This window comes from Pseudonocardia sp. (genome assembly GCF_025465255.1).
GTDB lineage: Bacteria > Actinomycetota > Actinomycetes > Mycobacteriales > Pseudonocardiaceae > Pseudonocardia.
Genome location: NZ_JAODNI010000112.1, coordinates 31957 through 57121, shown reverse-complemented (window position 1 = coordinate 57121; position 25165 = coordinate 31957). Strand labels below are relative to the sequence as shown.

Below are 25165 nucleotides of genomic sequence, written 5' to 3'. Positions count from 1 at the left end.
CTCACACGACCCGGTGCCCGCCGGACGGGGTGCGGGCCGTCCGGCCGGTGCCGGCGAGCAGCTCCAGCAACGGGACGGCCACCCGCCGGCTCGTGCCGAGCGCCTGCCGGGCGCTGCTCAGGGTGAAGTCCGGGCCGAGCCCGCGCAGCAGGTCCACCGCGCGGTCGTCGGCGCCCGGCAGGAGCACCACGCCGTCGGCGACCCGGAGCAGGTGCCCGGCGCGGACCAGGGTCGCCAGCTCCCGCGGACCCAGGCCGAGCTCAGCGAGGCGCGCCGCCTCGGGAGCGCCGAAGGGCGCGCGTTCCAGGTCTGCGCGCAGGGCGTCCAGCGCGCTGCGCACCCGCTCCGGCAGCGCCGCCACCCGATCCGCGGCGACCCGGCCGTCCCGCAGGACCAGTCCCGGACCGTCCACGCGCCGGAGCAGCGCCTCGACGAGCCGGGCGGTGGGAAGGCCGAGCGCCCGGCGGGCGGCCTCGAGGGGCAGCCCCGGATCCAGCGGATCCGCCGCGTCGTGCGCCGCGACCGCGGCCCGCAGGTCGGCGACGAGGGCCGGGGCGCGCGCGGGGTCCACCAGCCATCCTCCGGCCGTGACCGCGTCCAGGCGCTCGACGTCGCGGACGCCGACCCCCCAGGCGACCAGCTCGGCCTGCCGGACCTGCCCACGCCGGGCCAGCTCGGTCGCGGCGTCGGGGACGCCGTCGAAGGCCGCGAGCTCGTCCGCGCGGCGGGCGGCCGCGCCCCGGCGGCGCAGGACGGGAGGCGACGGGTCGAGCACCGTGACACCCGCGGCCACCTGGCGACGCCCCGGGTCCCGCAGCACCGCCCGGTCCCCGATCCGCAGCGGCAGCGGGCGGCGCAGCCGGAGCCGGGCCACCACGGCATCCGCGCCGTCCCCGTCCTTCCCGCCCAGCGGCCGCACCCGGGCCGTCACCGCCGCCGACCCGATGTGCAGGGTGAGCTCGCGGGGCAGCGCCGCGGGATCGGGCGCCGCGCCGCGGATCCCGTGCAGCCGGACGTCCAGCTCGGCGGTCGGCAGCCAGGCGCCCGCGGTCAGCAGGGCGTCGCCGCGGGCCACGGCCTCGAGCGGGACGCCGCGCAGGTTGACCGCCACCCGGGCCACGCCGCGGGCCCGCTCGACGGGCTCGCCCAGGCTCTGCAACCCCCGGACGGACACCGTCCGGCCTCCGTCCAGGACCAGCTCGTCCCCGGCGGCCAGGGTGCCCGCGGCGAGGGTCCCGGTGACCACCGTCCCGGCCCCGCGGATCGTGAAGGCGCGGTCGATCCACATCCGCACGTCGGCCGCATCGTCGGGCTCAGGCAGGCTCGCCACCAGCAGGTCCAGGGCGACCCGCAGCTCGCCGAGCCCCTGACCCGTGGCGGCCGACACGCACACGGCGGGCCGGATGCCCAGAGCGCTCGCCGCCAGCCGTTCCTGCGCCTCGGCGAGCGCGAGCTCCGGGTCGAGGAGGTCGCTGCGCGTCACGACGAGCAGCGCGTGCCGGACGCCGAGCGCCTCGAGCGCGTCGAGGTGCTCCGCGGACTGGGGCATCCACCCCTCGTCCGCCGCCACCACGAGCACGACGGCCGGCACGGGGCCGACGCCGGCGAGCATCGTGGTGACGAACCGTTCGTGACCGGGCACGTCGACGAAGGCGACCGTGTCCCCGGACGGCAGGTCCGTCCACGCGAAGCCGAGGTCGATGGTCATGCCGCGGCGCCGCTCCTCGGCGAAGCGGTCGGGCTCCATCCCGGTCAGCGCGCGGACCAGGGTGGACTTGCCGTGGTCGACGTGCCCGGCCGTCGCGACGACGTGCGTGCCCATTCAGGAGTCCCCGGGCCGGCCGGCCTCGTGGACGGCCAGCACCGCGGCGGCCAGGTCCGCTTCCGCCGCGGGGCCCACGGCGCGCAGGTCGAGCAGGCAGCGGCCGCGTTCCACCCGCCCGAGCACGGCGGGGTCACCCTCCCGCAGGGCGCGCGCGAAGTGCTCGGGGAGCATGAGCGCCGCGCTCGGGAGCATCACGCCCGGCGCGCCGCCGCCACCGATCGTCGAGTCCGACGCCGCGGCCTCGACGGGGACGCCCTTCGCCGCGAGCGACGCCGCGAGCGCCTCCGCCCGTGCGCGCAGGCCGGCGACGCCGGCGTCCAGTGCCTCGCGGGTGGGGGTGGCCGGCCCGCGCAGGGTGGCCTCGAGCGCGGCGAGCGTGAGCTTGTCGACGCGCATCGCCCGCGCCAGCGGGTGGCGGCGGATCCGCTCGACGAGGGCCGCGCCCGTACCCGGGGCACCGAGCAGCAGTCCCGCCTGCGGCCCGCCGAGCAGCTTGTCCCCGGAGGCCGTGACCAGCGCCGCGCCCTCGGCCAGGACGCTCGCGGCGTCGGGCTCGCCGGGCAGCCGGGGGTGCGGGGCGAGCAGCCCGGAGCCGATGTCGCACACCAGCGGGACGCCCAGCCCGGCCAGCTCACGGGGCGCCACGGCGCTGGTGAACCCGGTGACGACGAAGTTGGAGGGGTGCACCTTCAGGACGAACGCGGTGTCCTCGCCGATCGCGTCCGCGTAGTCCCGCAGGTGGGTGCGGTTCGTCGTGCCGACCTCGCGCAGCCGGGCCCCGGCCGCGGTGAGCAGGTCGGGGATGCGGAAGCCGTCGCCGATCTCGACGAGCTCGCCGCGGGACACGACGATCTCCCGGCCCGCCGCGAGCGTCGCGGCCACCAGGGCGAGGGCGGCGGCACCGTTGTTGGTGACGTGCGCCGCGGCGGCCGCGGGCACGGCGGACAGCAGGGCGTCGAGGGCCGCCTCCCCGCGGCGTCCCCGCCCGCCGGTCCCGAGGTCCAGCTCGACGTCGCAGGTGCCCGCGGCGATCGCGAGGGCCTCCCGGGCGGACGCCGACAGCGGAGCGCGGCCCAGGTTCGTGTGCAGCAGGACGCCCGTCGCGTTGAGTACCGGCCGCAGCCGGGTCGCCGCCCGCGGAAGCCGGCGGAGGACCTCGTCGACGACGTCGTCCGGCTCGATCGCGCCGCGCCGCGCCGCCTGCTGCGCCGCGACGACGGCCTGCTTGACCAGGTCCCGGCCGAGCCGGCGGGTGGCGGCGACGACCGCCGGCTCGGCGAGGACGATGTCCGTGCGGGGGATCCGGCGCCGGACGTCGGCGGCGCCGTCGGCTCCCCGCCCGCTCGCGAACTCGGTCACCGGGGCACCCTACGGCCGCCGCACACGGTGGGCGCGGCCACGCCCGTACGCGTGTCGCCGGCGGAGCGCGCTGCCGCGGACCGCGCCCCGTCGTAGGGTCACGCGGGACAGGGAGGATGCGCATGACCGCCACATCCGCCGTTTCCGGCCGGAGGCTGACCGAGTTCAGCCACGGCGCGGGCTGCGGCTGCAAGATCGGCCCGGGTGCTCTCGCGGACGTGTTGGCGCTGGTGGCGCCCCCGCGGCACCCCGACCTGCTCGTCGGCACCGAGACCGGGGACGACGCCGCCGTCTGGCGGCTCGACGCGGACCGGGCGCTCGTCGCGACCACGGACTTCTTCACCCCCGTCGTCGACGACGCGCGGCTGTGGGGCCGGATCGCCGCAACCAATGCCGTCTCCGACGTGTACGCGATGGGCGGGCGGCCCCTCTTCGCCCTCAACCTCGTCGCCTGGCCGACCGAGCAGCTCCCGGCGGAGCTGCTGGCCGAGGTGCTGGCCGGGGGCGCCGACGCGGGCCGGGAGTGCGGGTTCGCCGTGGTCGGCGGGCACTCGATCGACGATCCGGAGCCCAAGTACGGCATGGCCGTGGTCGGGGAGGTGCATCCGGACCGGATCCTCACCAACGCCGGTCTGCGGCCGGGCGACGCGCTCGTCCTGACCAAGCGGCTCGGCGTCGGCATCACCACGACCGCGATCAAGGCGGGTACGGCGCCGGACGCGCTGGTGGCCGAGGCCGTCGCGTCCATGACGGCGAGCAACGCTGCCGCCGCGGAGGCGGCGGTCGGGGCGGGGGCCCGTGGCTGCACGGACGTCACGGGTTTCGGGCTGCTGGGGCACCTGCGGAAGATGGCGGCGGCGTCGGGGATCGACGCCCGGGTCGACGTCGCGGCGGTGCCGTTGTTCGACGGCGTGCGGGAGCTGGCCGAGGCCGGCACGGTGCCCGGCGGCAGCCGGCGCAACCGGCAGTGGGTCAGTGACGTGCTGGACGTGGGCGCCGGCGTCACCGACACGGACGTCGCGATCCTCGCCGACGCCCAGACGTCGGGCGGGCTGCTGTTCGGCGCCGAGCCCGGACGGGCGGACCGCGCGGTCGACGAGCTGACCTCGCGCGGCGTGCCCGCGGCCGTGATCGGCACGGTCTCGGCGGGTAGCGGGCGCATCGCCCTGCACCGCTGAGCATCGGGCGGGCGCGCGGAGCGGAGGCGGACGGGAATCGAACCCGCCTGGCCGAGATCCTCGGCCACGTCGGTGTTGAAGACCGCGGGGGCCACCAGGCACCCGTACGCCTCCCTCGCGCGCCCCGCAGCCTACGGCCCTCCGCCGCTCCCGCGCGTCGAGGGGATACCCGAGCGGAATGGCACCGAGTGCCACAATGTTGATCCGGGACCTGATCGCGACGCACGCCCCGTGACCGCGCGTCCGCTACGCGTACTGCCGACCCGGCGGGGCGGGATCAGCCCTCCCGCGGGCGTGCCGCCTTGCGGTCGTGCTCGACCTCCTCGTTCGCGTAGGCCACCGGGTGATCCTGGCCGCGTTCGGTGAAGTAGTCGTTCAGCGCCTGCGCGATCATGTCGTGCTCGTGGTCGGACAGCGGAAGCGTGCCGCGCAGCGCCGCCTCGAGGTCGTCCTCACCCAGCGAGCCGCCGAGGCCGACGTAGGCGAGCCAGAGCTCCGGCAGCTCGAGGTCGCTCAACGAGAACCCGGCCCGTAGCGACGAGCCGGGTACGACGTCGCGGCCGGCGGGCCCCTTGTCCCCGTTCACCCGTGCAGTCTTTCGTCGGTCGCGGTGCCCGGCAACCGGAGGAGCGTGCCGCGCCCGACCCGGTCAGTGCTCACGCAGCACCGCACTCGTCCCCGCACGGTCCTCCGCGATGGTGTCCAGGAGCTCCCGGACGATCTGCCGCGTGGTGTGGCGCGGCGACCAGCCGAGCGTCGCGGCCGCGTGGTCCGTCCCGAGCACCGGCTGTTCCATCAGCAGGCGGAACCAGCCGGGCGTGATGGCCAGCAGGCGCCCCGCGGACGCCAGGCTGACCGCGCCGGCCAGCGCGGCCCGGGGCAGCGTCACCAGCCGGGCCCCCACGAGCTCCGCCAGCTGCTGCGTCCCGAGCGGCTCTGCGCCGATGTTGAACGTCCCGCCGGCCCGCTGGTCGAGGACCCGGGCGAGCGCGTCGGCGACGTCCCGGGCCGGCTGGATCGCCCAGGCCAGGTGCACCACCGCGTCGGCTCCCGCGAACGGCTCCGCGAGCGCCGCGGCCGCTCCCGGCGCCGACAGGTCCACCGCGTGCCACCGTGCCATGTCGTAGGGCGGGTCGGGAGGCGGCGGTCGACGGCACACCCCGACGACCTCGTGGGCCGGCGTCGCTCCGGCCAGCGCACGGAGCAGTCCGGTGCCGACGTTGCCGGACGCCCCGGTCACGACGACCTTCACGAGCCCTCCGGACGGTCCGCGACGGGGGTCCGGACGCGGCGCGCGCCGGCGTCGCGGACGGGGTGGAACCAGCGCAGGCGCACGCGGTCGAGGCGGGAGGCGGGGGCGTCGGTGGGCACGTACACGAGCCCGTCGCCCGCGTCGGCCGCCCGGTCCCGGCGCCCCTCGTCGGGATGCTCGACGACCCGGTCCCGGAGCCGCCCGCCGATCCGCCGGTAGAAGCGCAGCTGCTCGTGCCGGCCGAAGAGCCGCCAGCCGAGGCCGAGCACGGGGCCGAGCCGGGGATGGGGTTGCCAGCGCACGTCGGCCCGGAACTCGACCCGGCCCGTCTCCCGGTGCTTCGCCACGCGGTAGACCACCCGGCCCCGCTGGAGGTGCCCCTGCAGGGTCTCGTAGCCCCAGCCCCAGATCCGCCAGTCCGCGTCGGCCTCCTCCCCCTCGTCGACGATCGAGGTGATGCGGACGCCCATGAGGAAGCGGACCGGGCCGAACCGGCCGTCCAGCAGGATGTCGCGGCCGAGCAGGGCCGTGTCGCGGGCGTACACGGCCCGAAGCAGCTCAGGCGGGGTGAAGTCGTAGTCCTCCACCAGGTCCCGGGCGCGGGCCCAGGGGCCGTCGGGGACCGGATCGCCCGGCGCCTCCGTGCCGAGGAGGTGGACGTGCTCGTCCGTCGTCCACCCGCGCGGGCCCACCTCCGAGGGCTCGTAGTTGACGTCGAGGTCGGCGAGGTCCGACACCGCCCGCTGGAGCGTCGCACCCCGTGCTGGAGTCACGTGCCGCTCCTCCCGTCGCCGGAGGCCCGGCCGTCCGGTTCGACCGTGATCCGCCCGGCGCGGCGCACGACGCGGCCCACCCGCAGCCTGAGGTGCTTGGCGTAGGCGAGGACGAGGGCGCTGTACCCGGGGGTCGGGCCGCGGTAGAAGAGGAAGCCCTGCGGGCCGTCGACCATGGCCCCGGTGCGGACGTCGTAGCGGCTGCCGTGCCAGGGGCAGACGAGGCAGCCGTCGTCGTCGACGGTGCCCTTCGAGAGGTCGGCGAGCTGGTGCCGGCAGCGGCGGGACACGGCGAAGTCCTCCCCGCGGCTGGTGCCCACCGCCCACCGGCCGAGCCGGCGGACCTCGCCGGTGACCGGGGGCGTGTCGGGCAGTGCGGGATCGGGCGGGGTGGGATCGGGCGGGGTGGGATCGGACACGGCGAACCTCCGGGGGTGGGCGATCAGGGCAGCAGGCGTTTGACGACGGGGCCGCGCCGGACGAGGGCGGCCAGTTCCCCGACGACGGAACGCGGTCGCAGCGCGGGGCTGGTCGTCGCGGCGGCGTCGGCCATCCCGGCGACGACGCCGGCGAGGGCGGTGCGGGCGTCCACCCGGGGTGCCCAGTCCAGCTCGCGGCGGGCGCGGGTGGTGTCGAGCAGGGGCACGGCGAAGGCGAGGTCGATCCAGCCCGGATCGAGCGGCTGCAGCTGCGTACGCCAGGTGACGTCGGTGAGGACGCGCAGGACCGGCCGGGGGACGTGCACCGCGCGGGCGCCGAGGACGTCGGCGATCAGGTCGCGGGTGACGGGCGGGTCCGCGGCGAGGTTGAACGCCCCGGCCGAGCGTCGCTCCAGGACGCGCGCGATCGCGTCGGCGACGTCGGTGGTGTGCACGATCGGCACGACCAGGTTGCGGTCGACCGGCAGCACGGGCACATGGCGGAGCAGGCCGCCGGGGACGTAGGAGGGCACGCCGTAGCGCAGCAGCGCGCTGCCCGCGTCCCGCTGCACGATCAGGCCGGGGCGCATCCGCGCGACGACCGCCCCGTCGGGGTGGAGGCGTTCGTACTCGTCGAGCAGACGCTCGGCGGCGACCTTCTCCTTGCTGTAGGCCAGCGACTCGATGCCCTCGGTGGGCCACAGCTCGTCGACGCCGAGGCCATCGGGCGAGTCCGGGCCGGGGGAGTAGGCGCCGACGGAGGACATGTGCACCAGGTGGGGCACGCCCTCGGCGTGCACGGCGTCGATCACGGCGCGGGTGCCGTCGATGCCGAGCCGGTCCAGGTAGGTGATGTCGCGGGAGGGCTGGAACCCCCACGCAAGGTGCACGACGGCGTCGGCGCCGCGGACGACCGGGCGCAGGGCCTCGCCGACGTCCGGCCCGGCGAGGTCGAGCGCCGTCCACGACACCGCGTCGTAGGGGCGCCCGCCTGTGGGCGGGCGGCGACAGACCCCGACGAGATCGTGCTCCTGCCCCACGTCGCGGGTGAGCCGGCGCAGCAGCGCCGTCCCGACGTTGCCGCTCGCTCCGGTGATGACGATCCGCACTGGTCCCCCTCCGTCCGCCGCGGGCCCGGCGGTCAGCCCCGGATGCCCACCGCGGGGAACGGCAAACGCGTCCGCCGGTCACACGTCCGGGAGCGTGGGGAACATCCGGTGGTGGCCGCCGGCGGACCAGTCGATCAGCAGCAGGGTGGCGTCGTCCTGGAGCCTGCCGCCCTGGTGCTCCAACACCGCGGCGCCGAGCCGCCGCAGCGTCTCCGGAGCGGACAGCTCCGCGGCCACCGCGTGTTCGGCGAGCTCGACCAGGCGTTGCTCGCCGAAGAACACCCCGTCGGCGTCGCGGGCCTCGGTGACGCCGTCGGAGTAGAGCAGCAACCGGTCCCCGGGCTCGAGCTGCTCCCGTTCCACTGCCGTGGGAAGGCCGCCGGCCACGGTGACGCCGAGCGGGGGCCGGGGCGGCGCGGTGAGCTCCTTGACGACCTTCCCGTGCCGGATCAGCAGCGGAGGCGGATGGCCGGCGAGCACGTACTCGAGGACGCCGGTGGCGGTGTCGAGCCGGGCCAGCACCGCCGTGGTGAACTGCAACGGCCCGGGCTGCGCGGAGATGAAGGCGTCCGCCCACGCCGCGACGGCCACGAGGTCCTTCTCGCCCGCGCGGCGGGCATTGCGGATGGCGGTGATCGCCAGTGCCGTGGTCACGCCCGCCCGGATGTCGTGGCCGGTGGCGTCGAACACGGCGAGGTCCACGACGTCGCCCTCGACGTTGTAGTCGTAGGCGTCCCCGGCGACCTGGTCGTGCGGCTCCAGGATGGCCGACACCACGACGCGTTCGGTCGCGAAGGTGCGGGGCGGCACCAGCTGCCAGAGCAGTTCCGACGGGAGGGACAGCGGTCCGCCGCTGCGCCAGCGCCGCAGTCGGTCGCTGTAGACGACCTTGGTCATGACCAGGTGCCCGACCAGGCCGGCGAGCGTCCACACCCACCGTCGCAGGAGCGGGCCGTCCTCCACCCCGGCGTCGGGGACCCCGTCCAGGCCGATGCGGACCACGCCCGCCCGGTCCGCGCCGTCGAGCATCGGCACCCACAGCGCCCGGCCCCGGTCGTCGGTGGCGGCCAGGATCTCGCCGAGCTGGTAGGCGCGTCCGGCTATCGTGCCGGAGACGGCGACCTCCCCGCCGGGCTCGGGCCGGACCGGGGTGAGGGCGTGCTGCGCCAGGTCGACCATCAGCACGTCGGCGGTCAGCCCCATCTCCCGCACCGCGCGGTCGACCATCGTGGAGAGCTGCTCACCGGTGGCCAGGTGCCCGCCATCGATGATCTGCGCGAGCACGTTCGCCCATGCGGCTGCCGCCTGTTGACCTGTCTGCACCGCCGGACGGTACAAGCCGATGGAAGCTCGTGTCGCGCACCTCGGGTGGCGAGCGGCCACGATCAGGCCGCGAGTCCTCGACGACGCGCAGCGGCCGGCCCGGCGCGGCCGGCGCACCCCGAGACGACGGCGCAGGGCCGACGCGCCCGTGGGGGGTCGCGGTGGTGGACTCCACGAGGCCCGCGACGATCAGCACGGGCAGCGGGGGCGGGGTCCGATCCCGAGGACGCGAGACCTGTCTCACTCCGTCGGGCGAGGAATCAGGCCGTTCCCGTCACCGGCTGGCCCGCGTTCTCCCGGCTCCCCGCTCGGGTGCGTCGCGGATCCGGCGCGCCTTCGGCCGGGAAACGCAGCAGGAACTCCCGCTCGAGGGCCAGCATCCGCGTCGTGTGGTTCTCGAGGGCCGACTCGCTGCCTTCGAGGAGGGTGTCGTGGCGTGTCTCGTGCAGGTGCCGGAGCTCGCGGTGCAGGTCGGCGTCGTCCAGCTCGTTCGGCGGAATGCCGTGCGATCGGTCCGTCATGGACCAGGGCTACCCGCGGCCGGATCGGGACAACCGTCCGGGGTTCACGGAGGACATCGGGGGTACCGGCCAGGCATGACCTCGCCCGACACGCCTGCTGCTCCGCGCGCCTCGACGCTGACGTTCGTGGGCACGGCGACCACGCTCCTGCAGCTCGGCGGCTTCACGGTGCTCACCGACCCCAACTTCCTGCACCGCGGGGAACGCGCCCACCTCGGCTACGGCCTCACCAGCCGTCGGCTCACCGAGCCCGCGATCACGACGGACGGCCTGCCGAGGCTCGACGCCGTCGTGCTGTCGCACCTGCACGGCGACCACTTCGACCGGCGGGCCCGGGCCGGGCTGCCGCGGACGGTGCCGATCGTGACCACCCACCACGCCGCACGCCGGCTCCAGCGCTGGGATTTCGACGCCGCGACGGCACTCGACACGTGGGCCGCGCGCAGCTTCGAGCGCGGGGACGAGACGCTGCGGATCACCGCGGTGCCCGCCCGGCACGGTCCCGCGCTGGTGCACCGGGCCCTGCCGCCGACGATGGGCACGATCCTCGAGCTCGAGCGGGCCGGACGCGTCGAGCTGCGCCTGTACGTCACCGGGGACACCGTGTTCCGGCCGTTCCTGCGGAAGGTTCACGAACGCCACCCGGAGATCGACGTGATGGTGACCCACCTGGGCGGAACCAAGATCGGTCCCGTGCTCGTCACCATGGACGCCCGGCAGGGGGCGGACCTCGTCGAGCTGATCCGGCCCGGGACGACGGTGCCGATCCACTACGACGACTACGGGGTCTTCCGCTCCCCGCTGAGCCACTTCCAGCACGAGATGCGGCAGCGAGGCCTCGACGCCGGCCTGCGGGTCGTCCTGCGGGGGGACACCGTCCCGCTCGACGGCACGAGGCGCCAGGAGGGTCCCCGGCGAACCCCCCGGATCACGGATCCGGCTGCGTCTCGGCCAGCCGGCCCGTGAGGAAGGCCCGTGCGGCGCACGATCCCCTCGTGGTCGTGGACGTCCGGGGTGACCTCGTAGCCGTGCTCGACGCTGTCGGTGACGGCCTCGCTGACGGCGAGGACGAGCTCGCCGGTCTGCCCCGGGGGCAGTCCTGGAACAGGAGCCAGGCGTCGAGGTCGTCCCGGGCGATCGAGGGGGAGACGAGGTCCGCGCGGAGCTGCAGCTCCAGCGGCCCGAGCGCGTGGGGTCCGGATCGTCGCGCGGGATGCGGTGGGGACGGGAGGAGTGCTCGTCCTGCTCGGATGGAGGAGCCACGAGGCGGTGCCCTGCCCTTTCCGCCGTCGGCGGTGCGCCGTCAGCTGGTGGGGGCGTCGTCGCCGAGGGCGGCGCCGACGTCGTGGTAGGGCGCGAGGACCCCGTCGAGCCCGACGATCTCGAGGGGCCCGATGACCGGCCGGTTGTGGTCGACCACCACCCGCAGCGGTTCGACGCCGCGGTGGCGGGCCGCTTCGGTGGCACCTTCGGCGAGGGCGCGCAGGCCGGGGGAGCCGAGGAAGCGGACGGCGGTGAGGTCCACGACGAGGACGCGACCGTCGAGACGGTCGAAGGCGCTGCGCAGCGCGTCGCGGAGCCGGGGCACTGTCAGGGCGTCGACGGCGCGGTCGACGGCGCCGTCGACGGTGAGGACGACGACCGCGTCGCGGTCGTCGGCGGTGACGGTCAGGAGCTGCTCGCGAGAGGGGCGCACCGGGGTGGTCTCGCCGCCGTCGGCCGCGGAGCCGGTCCTCAGTCGGTCTCGGGTGCCTCGTCCTCGTCCGGCGGGCCGTCGTCGCGGCGCTGTTCGAGGACATCCGCGGGATCGGCCTCGTCGGACAGCGCGGCCGCGTCGTCGAACGCCGTGGCGTCGGTGGCGTAGTCGATCCCTGGTTCCTCCGTCGTCCGCCGCTGCTCGGCGTCGTCGGAACTGGAGCGCTCCGGTGTGGTCATCGGCTCCTCCGGGGTGGTCGGGGGCAGGTCACCGGCGTTGTACCCCGCGATCGGAGGCTCCAACACGGCCGCGCGCACGTGATCGGCCACGGTCCGGTCGGCGGCGCGCCGGAGCGATCCGCCGCCCGACGTGCGCTCAGGCCGGTGCGACGTCGTAGGTGTGTCCCGCCGCGCGCAGCCGCTCGATCAGGGCGGAGCCCATCGCCGTCGCCGGGGTGAGGGAGCCGGCGCGGTCCGGCAGCCGGTCCCCGTCGGACACCAGGCAGAGGGCGCTCTGGCCCAGCATCACCGCCGTGCCCGCGTAACCGGGGTCGCCCCGGCCGGCGACCGTGACGGTGTAGCGGCGACCCCGCTCCGTCCGGCCGTGGACGACGGTCCGGAACCAGCCCTTCTCGCGCGTGCGCTCGCTCGGCCCGGTGCCCGGGGAGGGCAGCATGCGCTCAGCAGCGCGCGGGTCGGCGGGAGCGTCACCGTGCCGACGAACGTCGCCAGCCCGGCCGTGACGCCGGCCGCCACCGCCGCACCGGCCGGCCCCCGGCCGCAGGCCATGACCTCGCCGTAGCGCAGACCCCGGCCGTAGGCCCAGGCCTGCAAGGCGTTGCTGCGCCGCACGATCCGCGTGTTGAACGGCGCCATCACGAAGGGCGCGACCCACGTGCCGTCCGGGCGGCGGCTCGGCCGGGCGGCGTCCGCGGGCTGTGCCTTCGCGGGCTCCGCGGCACGGTCCGGGCTCAGCGCGTGCGGGTCCGCGGCGATCCGGCGCAGCTCGCGGTCGCCGACGACCGTCTCCAGCTGGCCGAGCAGCGAGGCCACGGTGCCGCCACTGAAGCTTCCGCGGGCGGAGGCGAGCAGCTCGGCCTCCTCGAGCGCGCCCGCGTCGTCCTCGGCGGCCCGCTGGTGGAGCAGGAGCGTCCCGAGGTCCGAGGGGATCGAGTCGTAGCCGCAGGAGTGGACGAGCCGGGCCCCGGTCTCGCGGGCGAGGGCGTCGCAGCGGTCGATCGCGGCGCGGACGAACAGGACCTCACCGGTCAGGTCGGCGTAGTGCGTGCCCGCACGGGCACAGGCCTCGACCACGGGGAGCCCGTAGCGCGCGTACGGCCCGACGGCGGTGGCGAGCACCCGGGTCGAGGAGGCGAGCGCGGCCGGCGCCGCGGCGTCCGTGGAGTCCGCGACCCGGCGCGGGGAGAGCAGCGGCCCCCTGCCGAGCGATCATCCGTCCGGGCGGATGGAGTGATCCGTGCGCGGGTACCAGGGGTCGTACGCACGGCAACGACCGAGGAGGTACGCGACGTGGCCGAGTTCGCGAAGGGCGACAAGGTCCGCTGGAGGAGCCACGGCGGTCACGCCGAGGGCGAGGTGCTGAAGAAGATCACCTCCGACACCGAGGCGGGCGGTCGCACGGTCCGGGCGTCGAAGGACGAGCCGCAGTACCTGGTGCGCAGCGAGAAGAGCGGCGGCGAGGCCGTCCACAAGCCGGACGTGCTGGAGAAGATCTGAGCCGGAACCTCGCCTGCCCCCGGCACAGACACCGACCCCGCGCTCACAGGGGGCAGGTGCGGTCACGACTCCGGCGCGCCGACCACGTAGTCCTCCGGCGGCGGGGCACCCTCGAGGTGGGTGGCCAGGATCTCCCGGACGCCGTCCGCGATCCGCTGCTGCGCCTCGATCGTCATGCCGGAGTAGTGGATGGTCATCGCGTTGCGGGGCAGGTGGCGCCAGGGGTGGTCGGCCGGAGCGGGCTGCGGGTACCACGTGTCCCCGGCGTACCCGGCGAGATGCCCGGACTCGACGGCCTCGACGAGGGCGTCGGTGTCCACGATCGCGCCGCGGGCCGTGTTGACGAGCCACGAACCGGGTTTCATCGCGGCCAGCCGCTCGCGGTCGAACAACGACCGGCTGCCCTGCTGCAGGGGCAGGGCAGCGCAGACGACGTCGGAGCGGGCCACCAGGTCGTCGAGCCGGGCGAAGCGGACGCCGAGGACGGCCTCCTCGGCAGGGCTGCGGCGGTGCCGGGCGGAGTAGAGCATCGTGACGTCGAAGGGCTTGAGCCGTAGCGCGGTCCGCGCGCCGATGGCACCGAGCCCGATCAGCCCGACCGTCTTGCCCTCGAGGTCGTGGGCGTCCTGTGCGGCGTCCGCGACGTCCCACCGGCCGTCCGCGACCTGCTCGTGGGCGGGGACGAAGTTGCGGACGAGCGCCAGGATCTGCAGCACGTTGTGCTCGGCGACGCTCACGACGTTGCTGCCGGTCACCTCCGTGACGGTCACCCCGTGCTCGACGGCGGCCTCGGGGTCGACGTGGTCCGACCCGACCCCCGCGGTGATCACCAGCTTCAGGCTCGGCGCCCGGTCGAACCGGTCGCGGTCCAGGTAGACGGGCCAGAACGGGGTGGTGATCAGCACCTCGGTGTCGCGGAGGTGCGTGTCGAGCTCGTCGCCGGTGTCGCTGGTGGCGACGAGCTCGTGCCCCCGGTCGGCCAGGAACGGCCCGAGGTCCAGCGCGCGTTCCGCGGACGCGAGGACGTCGGGATGCGCCTTCGGGTCGGAGTCCGGGTAGAGCACGGCGACGACCTTCACGGCCACCTCCAGAATCGGCGACGGGTCCGGGGGAGGGCTACCCGACGACCTGCAGGTCAACCGCGCTCGAGCCGGGCCAGCAGGGGGTCCCGCAGCCCCACGGAGTCCGTCGCCCAGAACGCGTCGGTGTAGACGAGCGCGCCGGTCATCCACGGTTCGTGCGTGGGGAGCACGGCGACCTGGAACGCGGCCTCCGGGATCCGGACGGACGGCCGGACGAAGCCGTGGTCCGCGGCGCGGGTGAACCCGCGGGCCCCGTAGTACTCCGGCGACCCTTCGAGGAACAACGCCGGTGCGCCGCACGCCCTCGCCGCGCCCAGCGCCGCGGCGACCAGCGCGGTGCCGATGCCGGCGCCCTGTCGGTCCGGGTGCACGGAGAGCGGGCCGAGCACCAGGACGTCGACGAGCCGCTCCCGCGCGTCGAGCCAGCAGCGCGACAGCCGGACGTGACCGAGCAGCTCACCCTGCCCGTCGTCCTCCTCGGCGATCAGCGAGACGACCGTGGCGCCCGAGACGTCGAGGGCGTCGAGCATGCGGACGATGCCGGGTCCCTCCTCGCCGAACGCCGCCCCGACCACCGCTCGGACGGCGTCGAGGTCGGACGCGGCTTGCGGCCTGAGGATCACGACGGCCTCCTCCTCCCGTGGGGTTCCGCTCCCATTCTGCTCATCCGCGGCCGCCGCTCGGCCCTGGCCCCGCTGCCCTCCGGGCCCCGTCCGACACGGCCGGGTACGTTGCGGCTCCGGCCCGGCCCGGGCCGGGCGTGTCGCCGAATGGACGAGGGAGTTCACGGGTGAAGACCAAGGGTGCTGTGCTGTGGGGGATCGGCGAGAAGTGGTCGGTCGAGGAGATCGAGGTCGGGGACCCGCGGGCCGGTGAGGTGATGGTCGAGCTGGCCGCATCGGGCCTCTGCCACTCCGACGAGCACCTCGTCACCGGGGCCACGCCGATCGCGACCCCGCTGATCGGCGGGCACGAGGGCGCGGGCGTCGTCGTCAAGGTCGGCCCGGGTGTGACGGGGCTGAAGGAGGGCGACCACGTCGTCACGGCGTTCATCCCCGCCTGTGGGATGTGCCCGCCGTGTTCCGACGGCCACCAGAACCTGTGCGACCTGGGCGCCGGGCTGCTCACGGGCAAGTCCATCAGCGACGGGTCGTTCCGGGTGCAGGCGCGGGGCCAGGACGTCGTCCAGATGTGCCTGCTGGGGACGTTCTCGCCGTACATCACCGTGCACCAGGCGTCGGTGGTCAAGATCGAGCCGGACATCCCGCTCGAGGTCGCAGCGCTCGTCGGCTGCGGTGTCAGCACCGGCTGGGGCTCCGCGACGAAGGTCGCGGACGTGCGGCCGGGGGAGACGGTCGTGGTGATGGGTGCCGGCGGGGTCGGGATGAACGCGGTCCAGGGCGCGGCGGCGGCGGGCGCGAAGAGGGTCGTGGTGATCGACCCCGTCGCGGCCAAGCGGGAGTGGGCGATGGAGTTCGGCGCCACGCACACCTACGAGACCGCCGAGGAGGCCACCGCCGCGGTCAACGAGCTGACGTGGGGCCGGATGGCCGAGAAGGTGATCATCACGGTCGGGGACATCCAGGGGGAGAACGTCCTGGAGGCGCTGACCCTGACGGCCAAGGGCGGCCGCGCGGTGGTCACCGGGATGGGCAGCGCGGCGAACGTCGACGTCAAGCTCAGCCTGTTCGAGCTGACGCTGCTGCAGAAGGACCTGCAGGGTGCGATCTTCGGCGGGAGCAACCCCCGCGCGGAGATCCCGTCGCTGCTCTCGCTCTACCAGGAGGGCCGGCTGAATCTCGACGGCCTGGTGACCACGAAGTACACGCTCGAGGACATCAACCAGGGCTACCAGGACATGCGGGACGGCAAGAACATCCGCGGGATGGTCGTCTACACCGACGCGGACCGCTGACCGGGTAGTCTTCCGCCTGGTCCGGGGCCGGTCGCCGCACCGTCGCGGCGGCCGGCCCCGGCTTTGTGCGGTCGAATGGCCTCCGTCCCCGGTGCGTATGTCCGTCCTGCCCGGTATGACTGGTTCACGGGTACGGGCACGAACGGGTGGGTGGCGGGGATGGCGCTGGCGGCGATGATGGCGACCGCACGGGGGATGTCGGCCACCGTGCAGGTGCTCGCCCGGGGGGAGCTCGGCCGGTTCTCGGGCAACGGACGGTCCGAGGTCAGCCGGCTCGAGGACGACCTGCGCCGCACGATGGGCGTGGAGCACGCGCTCGCCGTCAACAGCGGGACCAGCGCATTGATCGCCGCGCTCGTCGGTGCGGGGATCGGGCCGGGCGACGAGGTGCTGGTGCCGGCCTACACCTGGGTGTCGACCGCGGCCGCGCCGCTGGCCGTCGGCGCGGTGCCGGTCCTCGTCGAGGTCGACGAGTCGCTGACGCTCGACCCCGTGGACCTCAAGCGCAAGATCACGCCGAACAGCCGGGCCGTCATCCCGGTGCACATGCTGAACCTGGTGTGCGACATGGACGCGATCATGGCCGTCGCCGCGGAGCACGGGCTCGTGGTGATCGAGGACGCGTGCCAGGCCGTCGGGGTGCGCTACCGCGGACGGCGGGTCGGTTCGATGGGCCACGCCGGTGCCTTCAGCTTCAACCAGCACAAGAACATCCGCAGTGGCGAGGGCGGCGCGGTGCTGACCAACGACCGCACCCTGTTCGAGCGCGCGGCGATGTACCACGACGTCGGCAGCTACGAGCGGGACGGCTTCAGCGCCCGCGGCGGGGACCTCATCGTGGGGGTCAACCTGCGGATGCCGGAACTGTCCGCGGCGGTGCTGCGCCCACAGCTCGCCGCGCTGGACGTTCAGCTGGCCCGGCGGGGCAGACACCGCCGGATCATGGCCGACGCACTGTGGCGCTCCCGGTTCGCGCAGCGTGGCCTGCGGCTCGTCCCGCACCACGACCAGGCCGCCGCGGCCGGCCTCGCCGTCGCGTTCGACGACGAGTGCGCCGCCGTCGAGCTCGGGGCCCGGCGCGGGGTGCAGCGGTTGGCGGACACGGGCCGTCACCTCTACCCGAACTGGCGCTCGATCCACGCGCGGACGCCCGTGCACCCGCGGCTGGACCCCTACGCGTGGGCGGAGCGGGAGGTCGACCACGGGCCCGGGAGCTGCCCGAACACCCTGCGCATCCTGGCCCGGAGCTGCGCCGTGGACCTCGCCCCGGAGCTGCCCACCCCCGCCTTCCGAGTCCTCGCCCGCCGCACGAGCGCGTAGCCCGGGCCTATTCGGCGACGCCCAGGAAGCAGTACCGGTTGATGCTGAACAGATAGTCGTCCTCCGCGCCGCGGGCCTCCAGATCCGCCGCCCAGGCGTCGACGTCCGCGTCCGTGATCCCGCTCCGGCCGCGCACGTACCGGCCGACGGTCCGGATCGTCAGGACGCTGTAGCTGTCCGGGTCGTACGTCGGGTTGAAGATCGGCACGATCGAGCGGTCCGTGAGCCGGAACCCCGCCCGGCGCAGGTGGCCCGGCAGCGTGCAGGGCAGGTGCGGGTCGGCGAGGTGCTCGTCCCAGACAGCCAGGATCCGACGGTGGAGCGCCCGGTCCGCCGCGTGCCAGACGACCGAGTCCCAGTCCGTGTCCAGCAGGAGCACCCGGCCGCCCGGCCGGACGACCCGGCGGAGCTCGGCCAGGGCGGCCGGGATGTCCCCGACGTACTCGTAGACCTGGGTGGAGACGGCGGCGTCGAACGTGCCGTCGGCGTAGGGCAGGGCCAGCGCGTCGCCGTCGTCGACGGTCACCCACGAGAACCCCGAGGTCCGGTCACGGGCGACCGCGTTCATCGGCGCGCTCGGGTCCAGGCCGTGGACGGCCCCGGCCGGCCCGACCGCCTCGGCGAGCGACGCGAGCAGGAAGCCGGGGCCCGAACCGACGTCGAGGATCGTCTCGCCCGGCTGCGGTGCGAGCAGCGCCAGGGACCGGGCGCGCTGCTCTACGACGTCCGGGCTGCGGTAGACGCGCTCGATCAGCCGCGCGCCGTCGTCGTCGAACTCCAGCATCGCCACGGTGACCTCGCGAGTGTCGACGGATGTGCGGCGCCACATGATGGCGCCTCCTGAAGCTCGTGAGAAGTACGCGACGCGGGGTCGGGCGGCCGCGGCTCGTCGGCGATTCCCCCGCGACGGGTGTCGGACACACGTCGGGCCCGCCACCACGAGGGTGACGGGCCCGGCGGGCGGAACAGGTCAGTGTCGAACGGATCGGCGTCCGTAGAGGTTGGCGACGAGCACGACGCCGATGGCGGCGACGATCACCTGGACGAGCAGTTCGAGCCAGTCGATACCGCTGGTGGCGGTGGGAATGCCGATGGCGCGGGCGATGAAGGTGCCGATGAAGGCGGCGATGATGCCGACGACGATCGTGAGCCAGATCGGGATGTGCTGCTTGCCGGGAACGACGAGTCGGCCCAGCGCTCCGATGATCGCGCCGATGACGATCGCAGTGATGATGCCGGTGACGGTCACGGTTCCTCCAGTGTGCGACGGCCCGAGGGCTCGGGCCGTTGTGCGGCTGGCTTCCCGTTTCGGGCCGGTCGAATGCGTGATGGGAGCATCGTGAGCCTGTTCGTTATCCAAGTTGGCCCGAACGGTGGAAGCTGTTGGGCCTGACGCCGCCGCTCCAGGGCGTCCGGAGAGGAGAACCTTCGTGGGGAATGCCGCGATGAGCAGGCGCTGGATGCTGGGGGCGGCGCTGCTGGTGCCGCTGGCGGGCTGCGGGCGGAGCGAGGGCTCCGGCCAGATCCCGCCCGCTGCCACAGGATCCGACGTCCAGGCCCGGTTCGCCGACCTCGAGACCCGCTTCGACACCAGGCTGGGGCTCCACGCCGTCGACACCGGTACCGGGCGCGAGGTGGCCCAGCGTCCCGACGAGCGGTTCCCGCTCTGCTCGACCTTCAAGGTCCTGGCCGTCGCCGCGATGCTCGCCGGGAACCCTCCCGAGCACCTCCAGACCCGCGTCCGCTACGCCGCCACGGACGTCGTCGACGCGTCCCCGGTCACCGCCGAGCACGTCGCCGACGGGCTCACCGTCGCCGAGGTGTGCGACGCGGCCCTGCGCTACAGCGACAACACCGCCGGCAATCTGCTGCTCGACGACATCGGCGGACCCGGCGCGGTCACCGCCTTCGCCCGGTCCCTGGGCGACGACGTGACCCGCCTGGACCGGCGCGAGACCGACCTCAACTCCGCGATCCCCGGCGACGAGCGCGACACCACCAGCCCGCGGGCGATCGTCGCCGACCTCCGGGAGCTGATCCTCGGGACCCGGCTCGACGTCGCCGACCGCACGCTGCTGACGGACTGGATGGTGGGCAACACCACCGGCGGCACCCGGATCCGCGCGGGGCTCCCGGCGGACTGGCGCGTCGGAGACAAGACCGGCGCGGGGCGATACGGCACCGTCAACGACGTCGCCGTCGCGTGGCCGCCGGGCCGGGCCCCGATCGTCCTCGCCGTCCTGTCCACCGGGAACGGGGAGGAGGAGAAGGGCGACAACGCGGTGATCGCCGAGGCGGCGCGGATCGTGGCGGCCGAACTGGGCTGATCACCCGGGGGGCGCCGCCGGCGAGGGAGCGGGCGCGAGGGGGCGACCCTCTCTCCCGCGCGCGTCGTTCAGTGCGACGCGCGCTGCCGACCCGCGCGTCGCGCCAACGTCGCGCGCGTGCGTCGTCGTGACCCTGGCCGACGCCTGCTCAGCGCCAGCGGTCCTCGTAGCGCCGCCGCCGCTCGGCGTTCGCCTCCGAGTGGGACTCCTCGCGCACGTTCGCGGCGTAGCCCTGTGGGTACCCCGCCTTCATCGCCCGGTGCTCGGCGGACTCGTACATGTAGGTCACCGAGTAGAAGTAGCCGATCAGCGCGCCGCCGAGGACCGCCATGACCCGCACCCAGGACTCGCCGGGGATGAACAGGTACAGCACGATCGCGACGGGTGCGAGCTGAACCGTGGCCCGGGCGATGTGGCGGAGCTGCCAGGTCCGGGTGGTGACGTCGTGCAGCACCCACTCGCGGTTCCGCGCGGGCAGCTTGGCGCCGAAGGCGTAGAGCACCCAGTGGAACGGGTCGGGACGGCGGACGGCCATTCTTATCACCCCAATAGTTGGCACCCCAATGATACTCTGAGGGCGTGTCCGGGAACCACGGGAGTGACACGGTCGACCTGCTGAAGCTGGATCGGCAGGTCTGTTTCGCGCTCTCCGTCGCCGCGCGGAACGTCGTCGCGCTCTACCGTCCGCTGCTCGAGCCGATGGGCCTCACGCACCCGCAGTACCTGGTGATGCTGGCGCTGTGGGAGCGGGAGCCGCGGTCGGTGACGGCGCTCGCCTCGGCGCTCGCCCTCGATCCCGGCACGCTGTCCCCCCTGCTCAAGCGGCTGGAGGCGGCCGGGTTGCTCACGCGGCGCCGGGTCCCGGGCGACGAACGGACACTGGCGATCACGCTGACCGACGAGGGCCGGGCGCTGCGGGTGGCCGCGGAACGGATCCCACCGGCGGTCGTCGAACGGCTGGGCATGCCGCTGGCCGATCTCGAACGGCTCCACGGCGTGCTGACGACGGTCATCGCGGCGACGCGGCGCGACCTCGGCCCGGGGGAATGAGTGGACGGCCGGTAGTTGTTGTGGGTGCAACTACTTGTGAGAGGGTGGAGACATGAGTGAGACCGTGGCCGTCCCCGAGGTCGACGTCCGTCGCGCCGCCGACCGGTTCGCGTCGAAGATCTCCTGGCTCGACTCGCACCATTCGTTCTCGTTCGGTGCGCACTACGACCCGGCCAACACCCATCACGGCGTGCTGCTGGTCAACAACGACGACATCGTGAAGCCGGGGCGCGGCTTCGACACACACCCGCACCAGGACATGGAGATCGTCACCTGGGTGCTGCGGGGGTCGCTCGTGCACCAGGACTCCACCGGTCACTCCGGGGTGGTCTACCCGGGCCTGGCGCAGCGGATGAGCGCCGGCACCGGGATCCTGCACTCGGAGAAGAACGACGCCTGGCGGCTGCAGGGCGGCGAGAGCCACCGGGATCCCGTGCACTTCGTGCAGATGTGGGTCCTACCGGACGAGAACGGCATCACGCCCGGCTACGAGCAGGCCGAGATCGACGACGAGCTGCTCTCCGGCGCGCTGGTGCCCGTCGCGTCCGGGATGGCGAAGCACGACGGCGCGAGCGCGATCCGGATCGCCAACCGCGACGCCGCCCTGTACGCGGCCCGGCTCGCGCCGGGGCAGAGCATCGAGCTGCCTGAGGCGCCGTACCTGCACCTGTTCGTCGCCGGGGGAGCAGTCACGCTCGAGGGTGCCGGCGCGCTCGCGGCCGGGGACGCGGTGCGGTTCACCGCGACCGGCGGCCAGAAGGTGACGGCGTCGGAGGCGTCGGAGGTCCTGGTCTGGGAGATGCACGCCGGGCTCACCGGCTGACCCTTGCCCTCCGGGTTCGTCGGCTGACGACCCCCGCAGAAGCGGAAGCCCGCCTCCCCGAGGGGAGGCGGGCTTCCGTGCGAGGCGTAGCTCAGACGACGCGGACGCCCTGGGCCTGAGGGCCCTTCTGGCCCTGGCCGATCTCGAACTCCACGCGCTGACCCTCGTCGAGGCTGCGGAAGCCGCTGCCGTCGATCTCGGAGTAGTGAACGAAGACGTCGGCGCCGCCGCCGTCCTGGGCGATGAAGCCGAAGCCCTTCTCGCCGTTGAACCACTTCACAGTTCCCTGTGCCATGCCGTGCTCCTTCTCAGGTGGTTGAATCCCCCACCCTGTGCGGGGGATCCGGCCGGCCTTGAAGGCGAAACGTGAGACTCGTGGCGACGTCTCACGGCTTCCCGCCAACTTGTTCCTGCGGCGTGCGTGACACGAACACCGAAACTGAACGACCACGACTATCCAACCACGTTTCCGCGTGATCGCCCACCGGGCCCGGCACATCGTGTCGCCGGTTCTCCACATCCGCGACGAATCCGCAGGTCGGGGGCCGGTGAGGGTGCAGGGAATCGCCGAGCGGCCGGAGTGTCGCCGGTGGCGGGTTCGATCACGGCGGGGTCGGACGCGTCGGGCGCAGGGTCACTCGGGGGAGACCTCGGCCATCTCCGACCAGGCCTCGCCGTCGATGTCCTGATAGTTGATCTTCGGCTTCTCGGTGATCATGGCCGGCATCCAGGCGAAGAAGTTCGTCGCGTGCTCGGTGGCGACGTGCGCGGAGCCCGCGTCACCGTCCCGGAACGTCTCGACGATCACGAACTCGTTCGGTTCGGTGCCGTTCTCGTAGTAGTCGAACGAGACGTTCCCGGGTTCGCTCCGCACGTCGGCCGTGTACTGCTTGACCCCGGTGAGCCACTCGTCGCGCTTCTCGGGGCGGATCTGGGCCTTGAGGACGATGAGGATCACGAAAGCCTCCCAAGCGGTCGTGCCGGCGGCCCGGACCGTCCCGGACCCGCCGGGCATCTTCCCACGCAGGAGGCGGCCGGGCGGGTGGTCCGGTGTCTCAAATGTGGACGCCGGTGATCGTTCCGACGGCCACCGCACCGCGGCCGGAACGACCGTGCCGCGGCGGTGGGAACGATCACGGGATCTCCGGGCGCGATTCTGTCGGTGCCGCCCGGCATCCTCTGCCCGTGGACGAGGTGCGGGCCCACGAGCTGGTGCGTCAGCTCGCGCTGCTCGCCGGCCGGGAGATCGACGACGTCGAGGTCGCCGCGGTCGTGCACAGGTCCCGCGGGATGAACGCCGCCGTGGCCAACCGGATCTGGCACGAGCACAGGAGGGCTCCCCGGACCGTCGCCCTGCGGGACTATCTGGCGATGACGCTGATGTTCGTCGAAGGCGGTCGCTGACACCCCCGTGGAGGAGGACATCCCGGGCCGCCCCGGATACCGTCGCCTTCATGAGGGGGATGCCGAGGGCCGAGGTGCGGGTCCACGAGATCGGGAAGATCATCGCCGGGCGGTACGAGGGCATGTTCGTCGTCGTCACGCCGGAGGAGGCCGTCGGCGGCTTTCGCATCCGGATCGCGGTCGCGGACGAGTACCCGTGCGACGCCTGGGACGCCTGGGCGGACGACGTCGAGTCCCTGGAGCGCCGGTTCCGGGACGAGATCTTCGTCGAATGGACCGGGCGGCAGGCCGACGCGGCGGGCCGGCCGTCCTGATCCGGACGCCTCCGGCCCGTCACGTCGACGACACGAGATACCGCTCCGGAATCGGTATGGTTCCGAGGGTTTTCCGTGCCCAGCATCCGCAGGAGGATCGACCGTGGCCGAGAACCGTCCCCAGACCATCTCCTACCCGGACCCGAGCGGGCGGCCCCACATGCGTGAACAGGAAAAGCTGGCCCCGCACGTCATCGTGCTGTTCGGCGCCACCGGCGACCTCGCCAAGCGCAAGCTGATCCCGGGCATGGCGTACCTGATGCAGTCCTCGCTCGCCCCGGACATCCGCGTGGTCGGCACCGCGATGGAGGACATCGGCACCGAGGAGTTCCGCACGCTGGCCCGGGCCGCGGTCGCGAGCTTCGGCACTCACGCGATGGACGACGAGACGTGGGCGAAGTTCTCGGACCGGCTCACCTACGTGCCCCAGGGCGCCGGGCCGGAGGCCCTGACGGGTGCCGTCAAGGAGGCCGAGTCCCTGCTGGGGGAGGACGCGCTGCGGCTGCACTACCTCTCCGTCCCGCCGAAGGCGGCGCAGGCCGTGGTCACGATGCTCCGCGACGCGGACCTGGTGTCCCGTTCCCGGGTGGTGATGGAGAAGCCGTTCGGGAACGACCTCGCCAGCGCGATCAGGCTCAACGCCTTCGTGCACGAGGCGTTCGACGAGTCGCAGATCTTCCGGATCGACCACTTCCTGGGCAAGGAGGCGGCGCAGAACATCCTGGCGTTCCGCTTCGCCAACGGGCTGTTCGAGCCGATCTGGAACCGCAACTTCATCGACCACGTGCAGATCGACATCCCGGAGACCCTCGGCCTCGACCAGCGGGCGAACTTCTACGAGTCCACCGGCGCCTACAAGGACATGGTGGTCACCCACCTGCTGCAGGTGATGGCGTTCGTCGCGATGGAGCCGCCCACCGCCCTGGAGCCGCGGGCGATCAGCGAGGAGAAGAACAAGGTCTTCCGCTCGATGCTGCCGATCCACCCGGGGGACGCGGTGCGCGGGCAGTACGGCGGCTACCGCGAGGAGGAGGGCGTCAGCCGGGACTCCGAGACCGAGACGTTCATCGCGCTCAAGGTCGGCGTCGACAACTGGCGGTGGGCGGGAACCCCGTTCTACCTGCGCACGGGCAAGAAGATGGCCGAGGGGATGCGGATCATCTCGATCGCCTTCAAGGAGGCGCCGCGGACGATGTTCCCCGCCGGGTCCGGGGTGGGCTCGCAGGGGCCGGACCACCTCACGTTCGACCTCGCGGAGTCCTCCCGGGTCTCGCTCTCCTTCTACGGGAAGCGCCCCGGGCCGGGTATGCGGCTGGAGAAGCTGTCGATGCAGTTCTCCACGCAGGAGACCGAGCGGGCCGGGGACGTCCTCGAGGCCTACGAGCGGTTGATCCTGGACGCGATGCGCGGGGACCACACCCTCTTCACGACGGCCGACGGCATCGAGTCCCTCTGGGAGCGCTCGGCGCTGCTGCTCGAGGACCCGCCGCCGGTGAAGATGTACCCCCCGGGCACCTGGGGCCCGAACGCGATCCACCAGCTCATCGCGCCGAACGCGTGGCGGCTGCCGTTCGAGCGGGGCTGGCGGGAGAAGAAGGTCTGAGCTGCCCCGTAGGGGCTCGGCGAGAAACGTCTCCAATGCGCGTCAACTGCGCGTTCCGACTTCATCGCCCAGAACAAGAACCGATTACGGTCCTATTCTCCGGTCTTCTTCCGAAGGGAGGGCACTGTGGCTCACT

32 protein-coding genes and 1 tRNA gene are annotated in these 25165 nt (G+C 73.8%); 12 read left to right on the top strand and 21 right to left on the bottom strand.

The window, feature by feature from the left end; translation table 11 throughout:
* Window position 1: 1 nt before the first annotated feature.
* Complete coding sequence (gene selB, locus JWP64_RS12925) at window positions 2-1822, bottom strand: selenocysteine-specific translation elongation factor (protein ID WP_297496147.1); 1821 nt, start codon at window positions 1820-1822, stop codon at window positions 2-4.
* Window positions 1823-3184: an L-seryl-tRNA(Sec) selenium transferase gene (selA, locus tag JWP64_RS12920; RefSeq protein ID WP_297496146.1), complete on the bottom strand. Its 1362-nt coding sequence runs from the start codon at window positions 3182-3184 to the stop codon at window positions 1823-1825. It abuts the gene before it with no gap.
* Between the two features lie 122 nt (window positions 3185-3306).
* Here selA and selD point away from each other — a divergent pair, with 122 nt between their 5' ends.
* Complete coding sequence (selD, locus tag JWP64_RS12915; RefSeq protein WP_297496145.1) at window positions 3307-4362, top strand: selenide, water dikinase SelD; 1056 nt, start codon at window positions 3307-3309, stop codon at window positions 4360-4362.
* 21 nt (window positions 4363-4383) lie between these two features.
* Here selD and JWP64_RS12910 read toward each other — a convergent pair.
* The 8 genes from JWP64_RS12910 to JWP64_RS12875 all read right to left on the bottom strand — a co-directional run bounded on the left by JWP64_RS12910 (window position 4384) and on the right by JWP64_RS12875 (window position 9759).
* Window positions 4384-4476, bottom strand: a tRNA-Sec gene (locus tag JWP64_RS12910).
* Between the two features lie 163 nt (window positions 4477-4639).
* A complete protein-coding gene (locus JWP64_RS12905; protein ID WP_297496144.1) occupies window positions 4640-4948 on the bottom strand; it encodes a hypothetical protein in 309 nt (102 codons plus the stop codon).
* A 63-nt stretch (window positions 4949-5011) separates the two neighbouring features.
* Window positions 5012-5614, bottom strand: a complete 603-nt coding sequence (locus JWP64_RS12900; RefSeq protein WP_297496143.1) for an NAD-dependent epimerase/dehydratase family protein — start codon at window positions 5612-5614, stop codon at window positions 5012-5014.
* Window positions 5611-6387: a DUF1990 family protein gene (locus JWP64_RS12895; RefSeq protein ID WP_297496142.1), complete on the bottom strand. Its 777-nt coding sequence runs from the start codon at window positions 6385-6387 to the stop codon at window positions 5611-5613. Before JWP64_RS12895 ends, JWP64_RS12900 begins: the two co-directional genes overlap by 4 nt.
* On the bottom strand, window positions 6384-6806 hold the full coding sequence (locus JWP64_RS12890) for a Rieske (2Fe-2S) protein (RefSeq protein ID WP_297496141.1): 423 nt from the start codon (window positions 6804-6806) through the stop codon (window positions 6384-6386). The genes JWP64_RS12895 and JWP64_RS12890 overlap by 4 nt, the downstream gene beginning before the upstream one ends.
* 23 nt (window positions 6807-6829) lie before the next feature.
* A complete protein-coding gene (locus JWP64_RS12885; protein ID WP_297496140.1) occupies window positions 6830-7915 on the bottom strand; it encodes an NAD-dependent epimerase/dehydratase family protein in 1086 nt (361 codons plus the stop codon).
* A gap of 78 nt (window positions 7916-7993) precedes the next feature.
* Complete coding sequence (locus JWP64_RS12880; protein WP_297496139.1) at window positions 7994-9238, bottom strand: PP2C family protein-serine/threonine phosphatase; 1245 nt, start codon at window positions 9236-9238, stop codon at window positions 7994-7996.
* Window positions 9239-9498: 260 nt separating this feature from the next.
* The gene (locus JWP64_RS12875; RefSeq protein WP_297496138.1) at window positions 9499-9759 is read right to left on the bottom strand and encodes a DUF6158 family protein; all 261 of its coding nucleotides are present in this window, start codon (window positions 9757-9759) and stop codon (window positions 9499-9501) included.
* Between the two features lie 75 nt (window positions 9760-9834).
* Between JWP64_RS12875 and JWP64_RS12870 the strand changes: the two genes are divergently transcribed.
* Window positions 9835-10725: an MBL fold metallo-hydrolase gene (locus JWP64_RS12870; protein ID WP_297496137.1), complete on the top strand. Its 891-nt coding sequence runs from the start codon at window positions 9835-9837 to the stop codon at window positions 10723-10725.
* Between the two features lie 337 nt (window positions 10726-11062).
* Here JWP64_RS12870 and JWP64_RS12865 read toward each other — a convergent pair whose 3' ends face one another.
* The 4 genes from JWP64_RS12865 to JWP64_RS12850 form a co-directional block, all read right to left on the bottom strand.
* Window positions 11063-11455 (bottom strand): STAS domain-containing protein, encoded by a 393-nt coding sequence (locus JWP64_RS12865; RefSeq protein ID WP_297496136.1) that lies wholly within the window; start codon window positions 11453-11455, stop codon window positions 11063-11065.
* A 38-nt stretch (window positions 11456-11493) separates the two neighbouring features.
* Complete coding sequence (locus JWP64_RS12860) at window positions 11494-11760, bottom strand: hypothetical protein (protein ID WP_297496135.1); 267 nt, start codon at window positions 11758-11760, stop codon at window positions 11494-11496.
* Window positions 11761-11830: 70 nt separating this feature from the next.
* On the bottom strand, window positions 11831-11980 hold the full coding sequence (locus tag JWP64_RS12855) for a hypothetical protein (protein WP_297496134.1): 150 nt from the start codon (window positions 11978-11980) through the stop codon (window positions 11831-11833).
* A complete protein-coding gene (locus JWP64_RS12850; protein ID WP_297496133.1) occupies window positions 11980-12813 on the bottom strand; it encodes a hypothetical protein in 834 nt (277 codons plus the stop codon). Before JWP64_RS12850 ends, JWP64_RS12855 begins: the two co-directional genes overlap by 1 nt.
* Here JWP64_RS12850 and JWP64_RS12845 point away from each other — a divergent pair.
* Together JWP64_RS12845 and JWP64_RS12840 are read left to right on the top strand one after the other, a co-directional pair.
* Entirely contained in the window at window positions 12803-12928 is a 126-nt protein-coding gene (locus tag JWP64_RS12845) for a hypothetical protein (protein WP_297496132.1), read from the top strand. The two genes, JWP64_RS12850 and JWP64_RS12845, sit on opposite strands and share 11 nt — an antisense overlap.
* Window positions 12929-12984: 56 nt before the next feature.
* Window positions 12985-13191: a DUF2945 domain-containing protein gene (locus tag JWP64_RS12840; protein ID WP_297496131.1), complete on the top strand. Its 207-nt coding sequence runs from the start codon at window positions 12985-12987 to the stop codon at window positions 13189-13191.
* Window positions 13192-13253: 62 nt separating this feature from the next.
* Here JWP64_RS12840 and JWP64_RS12835 read toward each other — a convergent pair whose 3' ends face one another.
* Both JWP64_RS12835 and JWP64_RS12830 read right to left on the bottom strand, forming a co-directional pair.
* On the bottom strand, window positions 13254-14270 hold the full coding sequence (locus tag JWP64_RS12835; RefSeq protein WP_297496130.1) for an NAD-dependent formate dehydrogenase: 1017 nt from the start codon (window positions 14268-14270) through the stop codon (window positions 13254-13256).
* 56 nt (window positions 14271-14326) lie between these two features.
* A complete protein-coding gene (locus JWP64_RS12830; protein WP_297496129.1) occupies window positions 14327-14896 on the bottom strand; it encodes a GNAT family N-acetyltransferase in 570 nt (189 codons plus the stop codon).
* Window positions 14897-15063: 167 nt separating this feature from the next.
* Between JWP64_RS12830 and JWP64_RS12825 the strand changes: the two genes are divergently transcribed.
* Entirely contained in the window at window positions 15064-16188 is a 1125-nt protein-coding gene (locus JWP64_RS12825) for an NDMA-dependent alcohol dehydrogenase (RefSeq protein WP_297496128.1), read from the top strand.
* 159 nt (window positions 16189-16347) lie between these two features.
* Entirely contained in the window at window positions 16348-17508 is a 1161-nt protein-coding gene (locus JWP64_RS12820) for a DegT/DnrJ/EryC1/StrS family aminotransferase (RefSeq protein ID WP_297496209.1), read from the top strand.
* 7 nt (window positions 17509-17515) lie between these two features.
* Here JWP64_RS12820 and JWP64_RS12815 read toward each other — a convergent pair whose 3' ends face one another.
* Both JWP64_RS12815 and JWP64_RS12810 read right to left on the bottom strand, forming a co-directional pair.
* Window positions 17516-18337, bottom strand: coding sequence for a methyltransferase domain-containing protein (locus tag JWP64_RS12815; RefSeq protein WP_297496127.1), 822 nt, complete (start codon window positions 18335-18337; stop codon window positions 17516-17518).
* A 141-nt stretch (window positions 18338-18478) separates the two neighbouring features.
* A complete protein-coding gene (locus tag JWP64_RS12810) occupies window positions 18479-18757 on the bottom strand; it encodes a GlsB/YeaQ/YmgE family stress response membrane protein (RefSeq protein WP_297496126.1) in 279 nt (92 codons plus the stop codon).
* Between the two features lie 181 nt (window positions 18758-18938).
* On the opposite strand from JWP64_RS12810, the gene bla reads away from it, so the two are divergent.
* A complete protein-coding gene (bla, locus tag JWP64_RS12805) occupies window positions 18939-19835 on the top strand; it encodes a class A beta-lactamase (RefSeq protein WP_297496125.1) in 897 nt (298 codons plus the stop codon).
* A gap of 148 nt (window positions 19836-19983) precedes the next feature.
* Here the strand turns inward: bla and JWP64_RS12800 are convergent, their stop codons facing one another.
* Window positions 19984-20370 (bottom strand): DUF5313 family protein, encoded by a 387-nt coding sequence (locus JWP64_RS12800; RefSeq protein ID WP_297496124.1) that lies wholly within the window; start codon window positions 20368-20370, stop codon window positions 19984-19986.
* Window positions 20371-20414: 44 nt separating this feature from the next.
* On the opposite strand from JWP64_RS12800, the gene JWP64_RS12795 reads away from it, so the two are divergent.
* Both JWP64_RS12795 and JWP64_RS12790 read left to right on the top strand, forming a co-directional pair.
* Complete coding sequence (locus JWP64_RS12795) at window positions 20415-20885, top strand: MarR family transcriptional regulator (RefSeq protein WP_297496123.1); 471 nt, start codon at window positions 20415-20417, stop codon at window positions 20883-20885.
* A 52-nt stretch (window positions 20886-20937) separates the two neighbouring features.
* A complete protein-coding gene (locus JWP64_RS12790) occupies window positions 20938-21708 on the top strand; it encodes a pirin-like bicupin family protein (protein ID WP_297496122.1) in 771 nt (256 codons plus the stop codon).
* Between the two features lie 91 nt (window positions 21709-21799).
* Here the strand turns inward: JWP64_RS12790 and JWP64_RS12785 are convergent, their stop codons facing one another.
* Both JWP64_RS12785 and JWP64_RS12780 read right to left on the bottom strand, forming a co-directional pair.
* Window positions 21800-22003: a cold-shock protein gene (locus tag JWP64_RS12785; RefSeq protein ID WP_297496121.1), complete on the bottom strand. Its 204-nt coding sequence runs from the start codon at window positions 22001-22003 to the stop codon at window positions 21800-21802.
* Window positions 22004-22342: 339 nt separating this feature from the next.
* On the bottom strand, window positions 22343-22666 hold the full coding sequence (locus tag JWP64_RS12780; RefSeq protein ID WP_297496120.1) for a putative quinol monooxygenase: 324 nt from the start codon (window positions 22664-22666) through the stop codon (window positions 22343-22345).
* Window positions 22667-22893: 227 nt separating this feature from the next.
* Here JWP64_RS12780 and JWP64_RS12775 point away from each other — a divergent pair, with 227 nt between their 5' ends.
* The 3 genes from JWP64_RS12775 to zwf all read left to right on the top strand — a co-directional run bounded on the left by JWP64_RS12775 (window position 22894) and on the right by zwf (window position 25029).
* The gene (locus tag JWP64_RS12775; RefSeq protein WP_297496119.1) at window positions 22894-23112 is read left to right on the top strand and encodes a hypothetical protein; all 219 of its coding nucleotides are present in this window, start codon (window positions 22894-22896) and stop codon (window positions 23110-23112) included.
* Window positions 23113-23162: 50 nt separating this feature from the next.
* Window positions 23163-23426 carry a hypothetical protein gene (locus tag JWP64_RS12770; RefSeq protein ID WP_297496118.1) on the top strand — a complete coding sequence of 88 codons (264 nt, stop codon included), beginning with the start codon at window positions 23163-23165 and terminating at the stop codon, window positions 23424-23426.
* A 103-nt stretch (window positions 23427-23529) separates the two neighbouring features.
* On the top strand, window positions 23530-25029 hold the full coding sequence (gene zwf / locus JWP64_RS12765) for a glucose-6-phosphate dehydrogenase (protein ID WP_297496117.1): 1500 nt from the start codon (window positions 23530-23532) through the stop codon (window positions 25027-25029).
* Window positions 25030-25165: the final 136 nt, after the last annotated feature.

Bases quoted from the DNA above. Each gene is read 5' to 3' on its own strand.
- JWP64_RS12855 (WP_297496134.1), bottom strand. From the start codon at position 11,980: ATGCTGGGCCAGAGCGCCCTCTGCCTGGTGTCCGACGGGGACCGGCTG.
- selB (WP_297496147.1), bottom strand. From the start codon at position 1,822: ATGGGCACGCACGTCGTCGCGACGGCCGGGCACGTCGACCACGGCAAG.
- JWP64_RS12820 (WP_297496209.1), top strand. From the start codon at position 16,348: ATGGCGCTGGCGGCGATGATGGCGACCGCACGGGGGATGTCGGCCACC.
- JWP64_RS12815 (WP_297496127.1), bottom strand. From the start codon at position 18,337: ATGTGGCGCCGCACATCCGTCGACACTCGCGAGGTCACCGTGGCGATG.
- selD (WP_297496145.1), top strand. From the start codon at position 3,307: ATGACCGCCACATCCGCCGTTTCCGGCCGGAGGCTGACCGAGTTCAGC.
- JWP64_RS12770 (WP_297496118.1), top strand. From the start codon at position 23,163: ATGAGGGGGATGCCGAGGGCCGAGGTGCGGGTCCACGAGATCGGGAAG.
- JWP64_RS12790 (WP_297496122.1), top strand. From the start codon at position 20,938: ATGAGTGAGACCGTGGCCGTCCCCGAGGTCGACGTCCGTCGCGCCGCC.
- JWP64_RS12870 (WP_297496137.1), top strand. From the start codon at position 9,835: ATGACCTCGCCCGACACGCCTGCTGCTCCGCGCGCCTCGACGCTGACG.
- JWP64_RS12875 (WP_297496138.1), bottom strand. From the start codon at position 9,759: ATGACGGACCGATCGCACGGCATTCCGCCGAACGAGCTGGACGACGCC.
- JWP64_RS12785 (WP_297496121.1), bottom strand. From the start codon at position 22,003: ATGGCACAGGGAACTGTGAAGTGGTTCAACGGCGAGAAGGGCTTCGGC.
- JWP64_RS12800 (WP_297496124.1), bottom strand. From the start codon at position 20,370: ATGGCCGTCCGCCGTCCCGACCCGTTCCACTGGGTGCTCTACGCCTTC.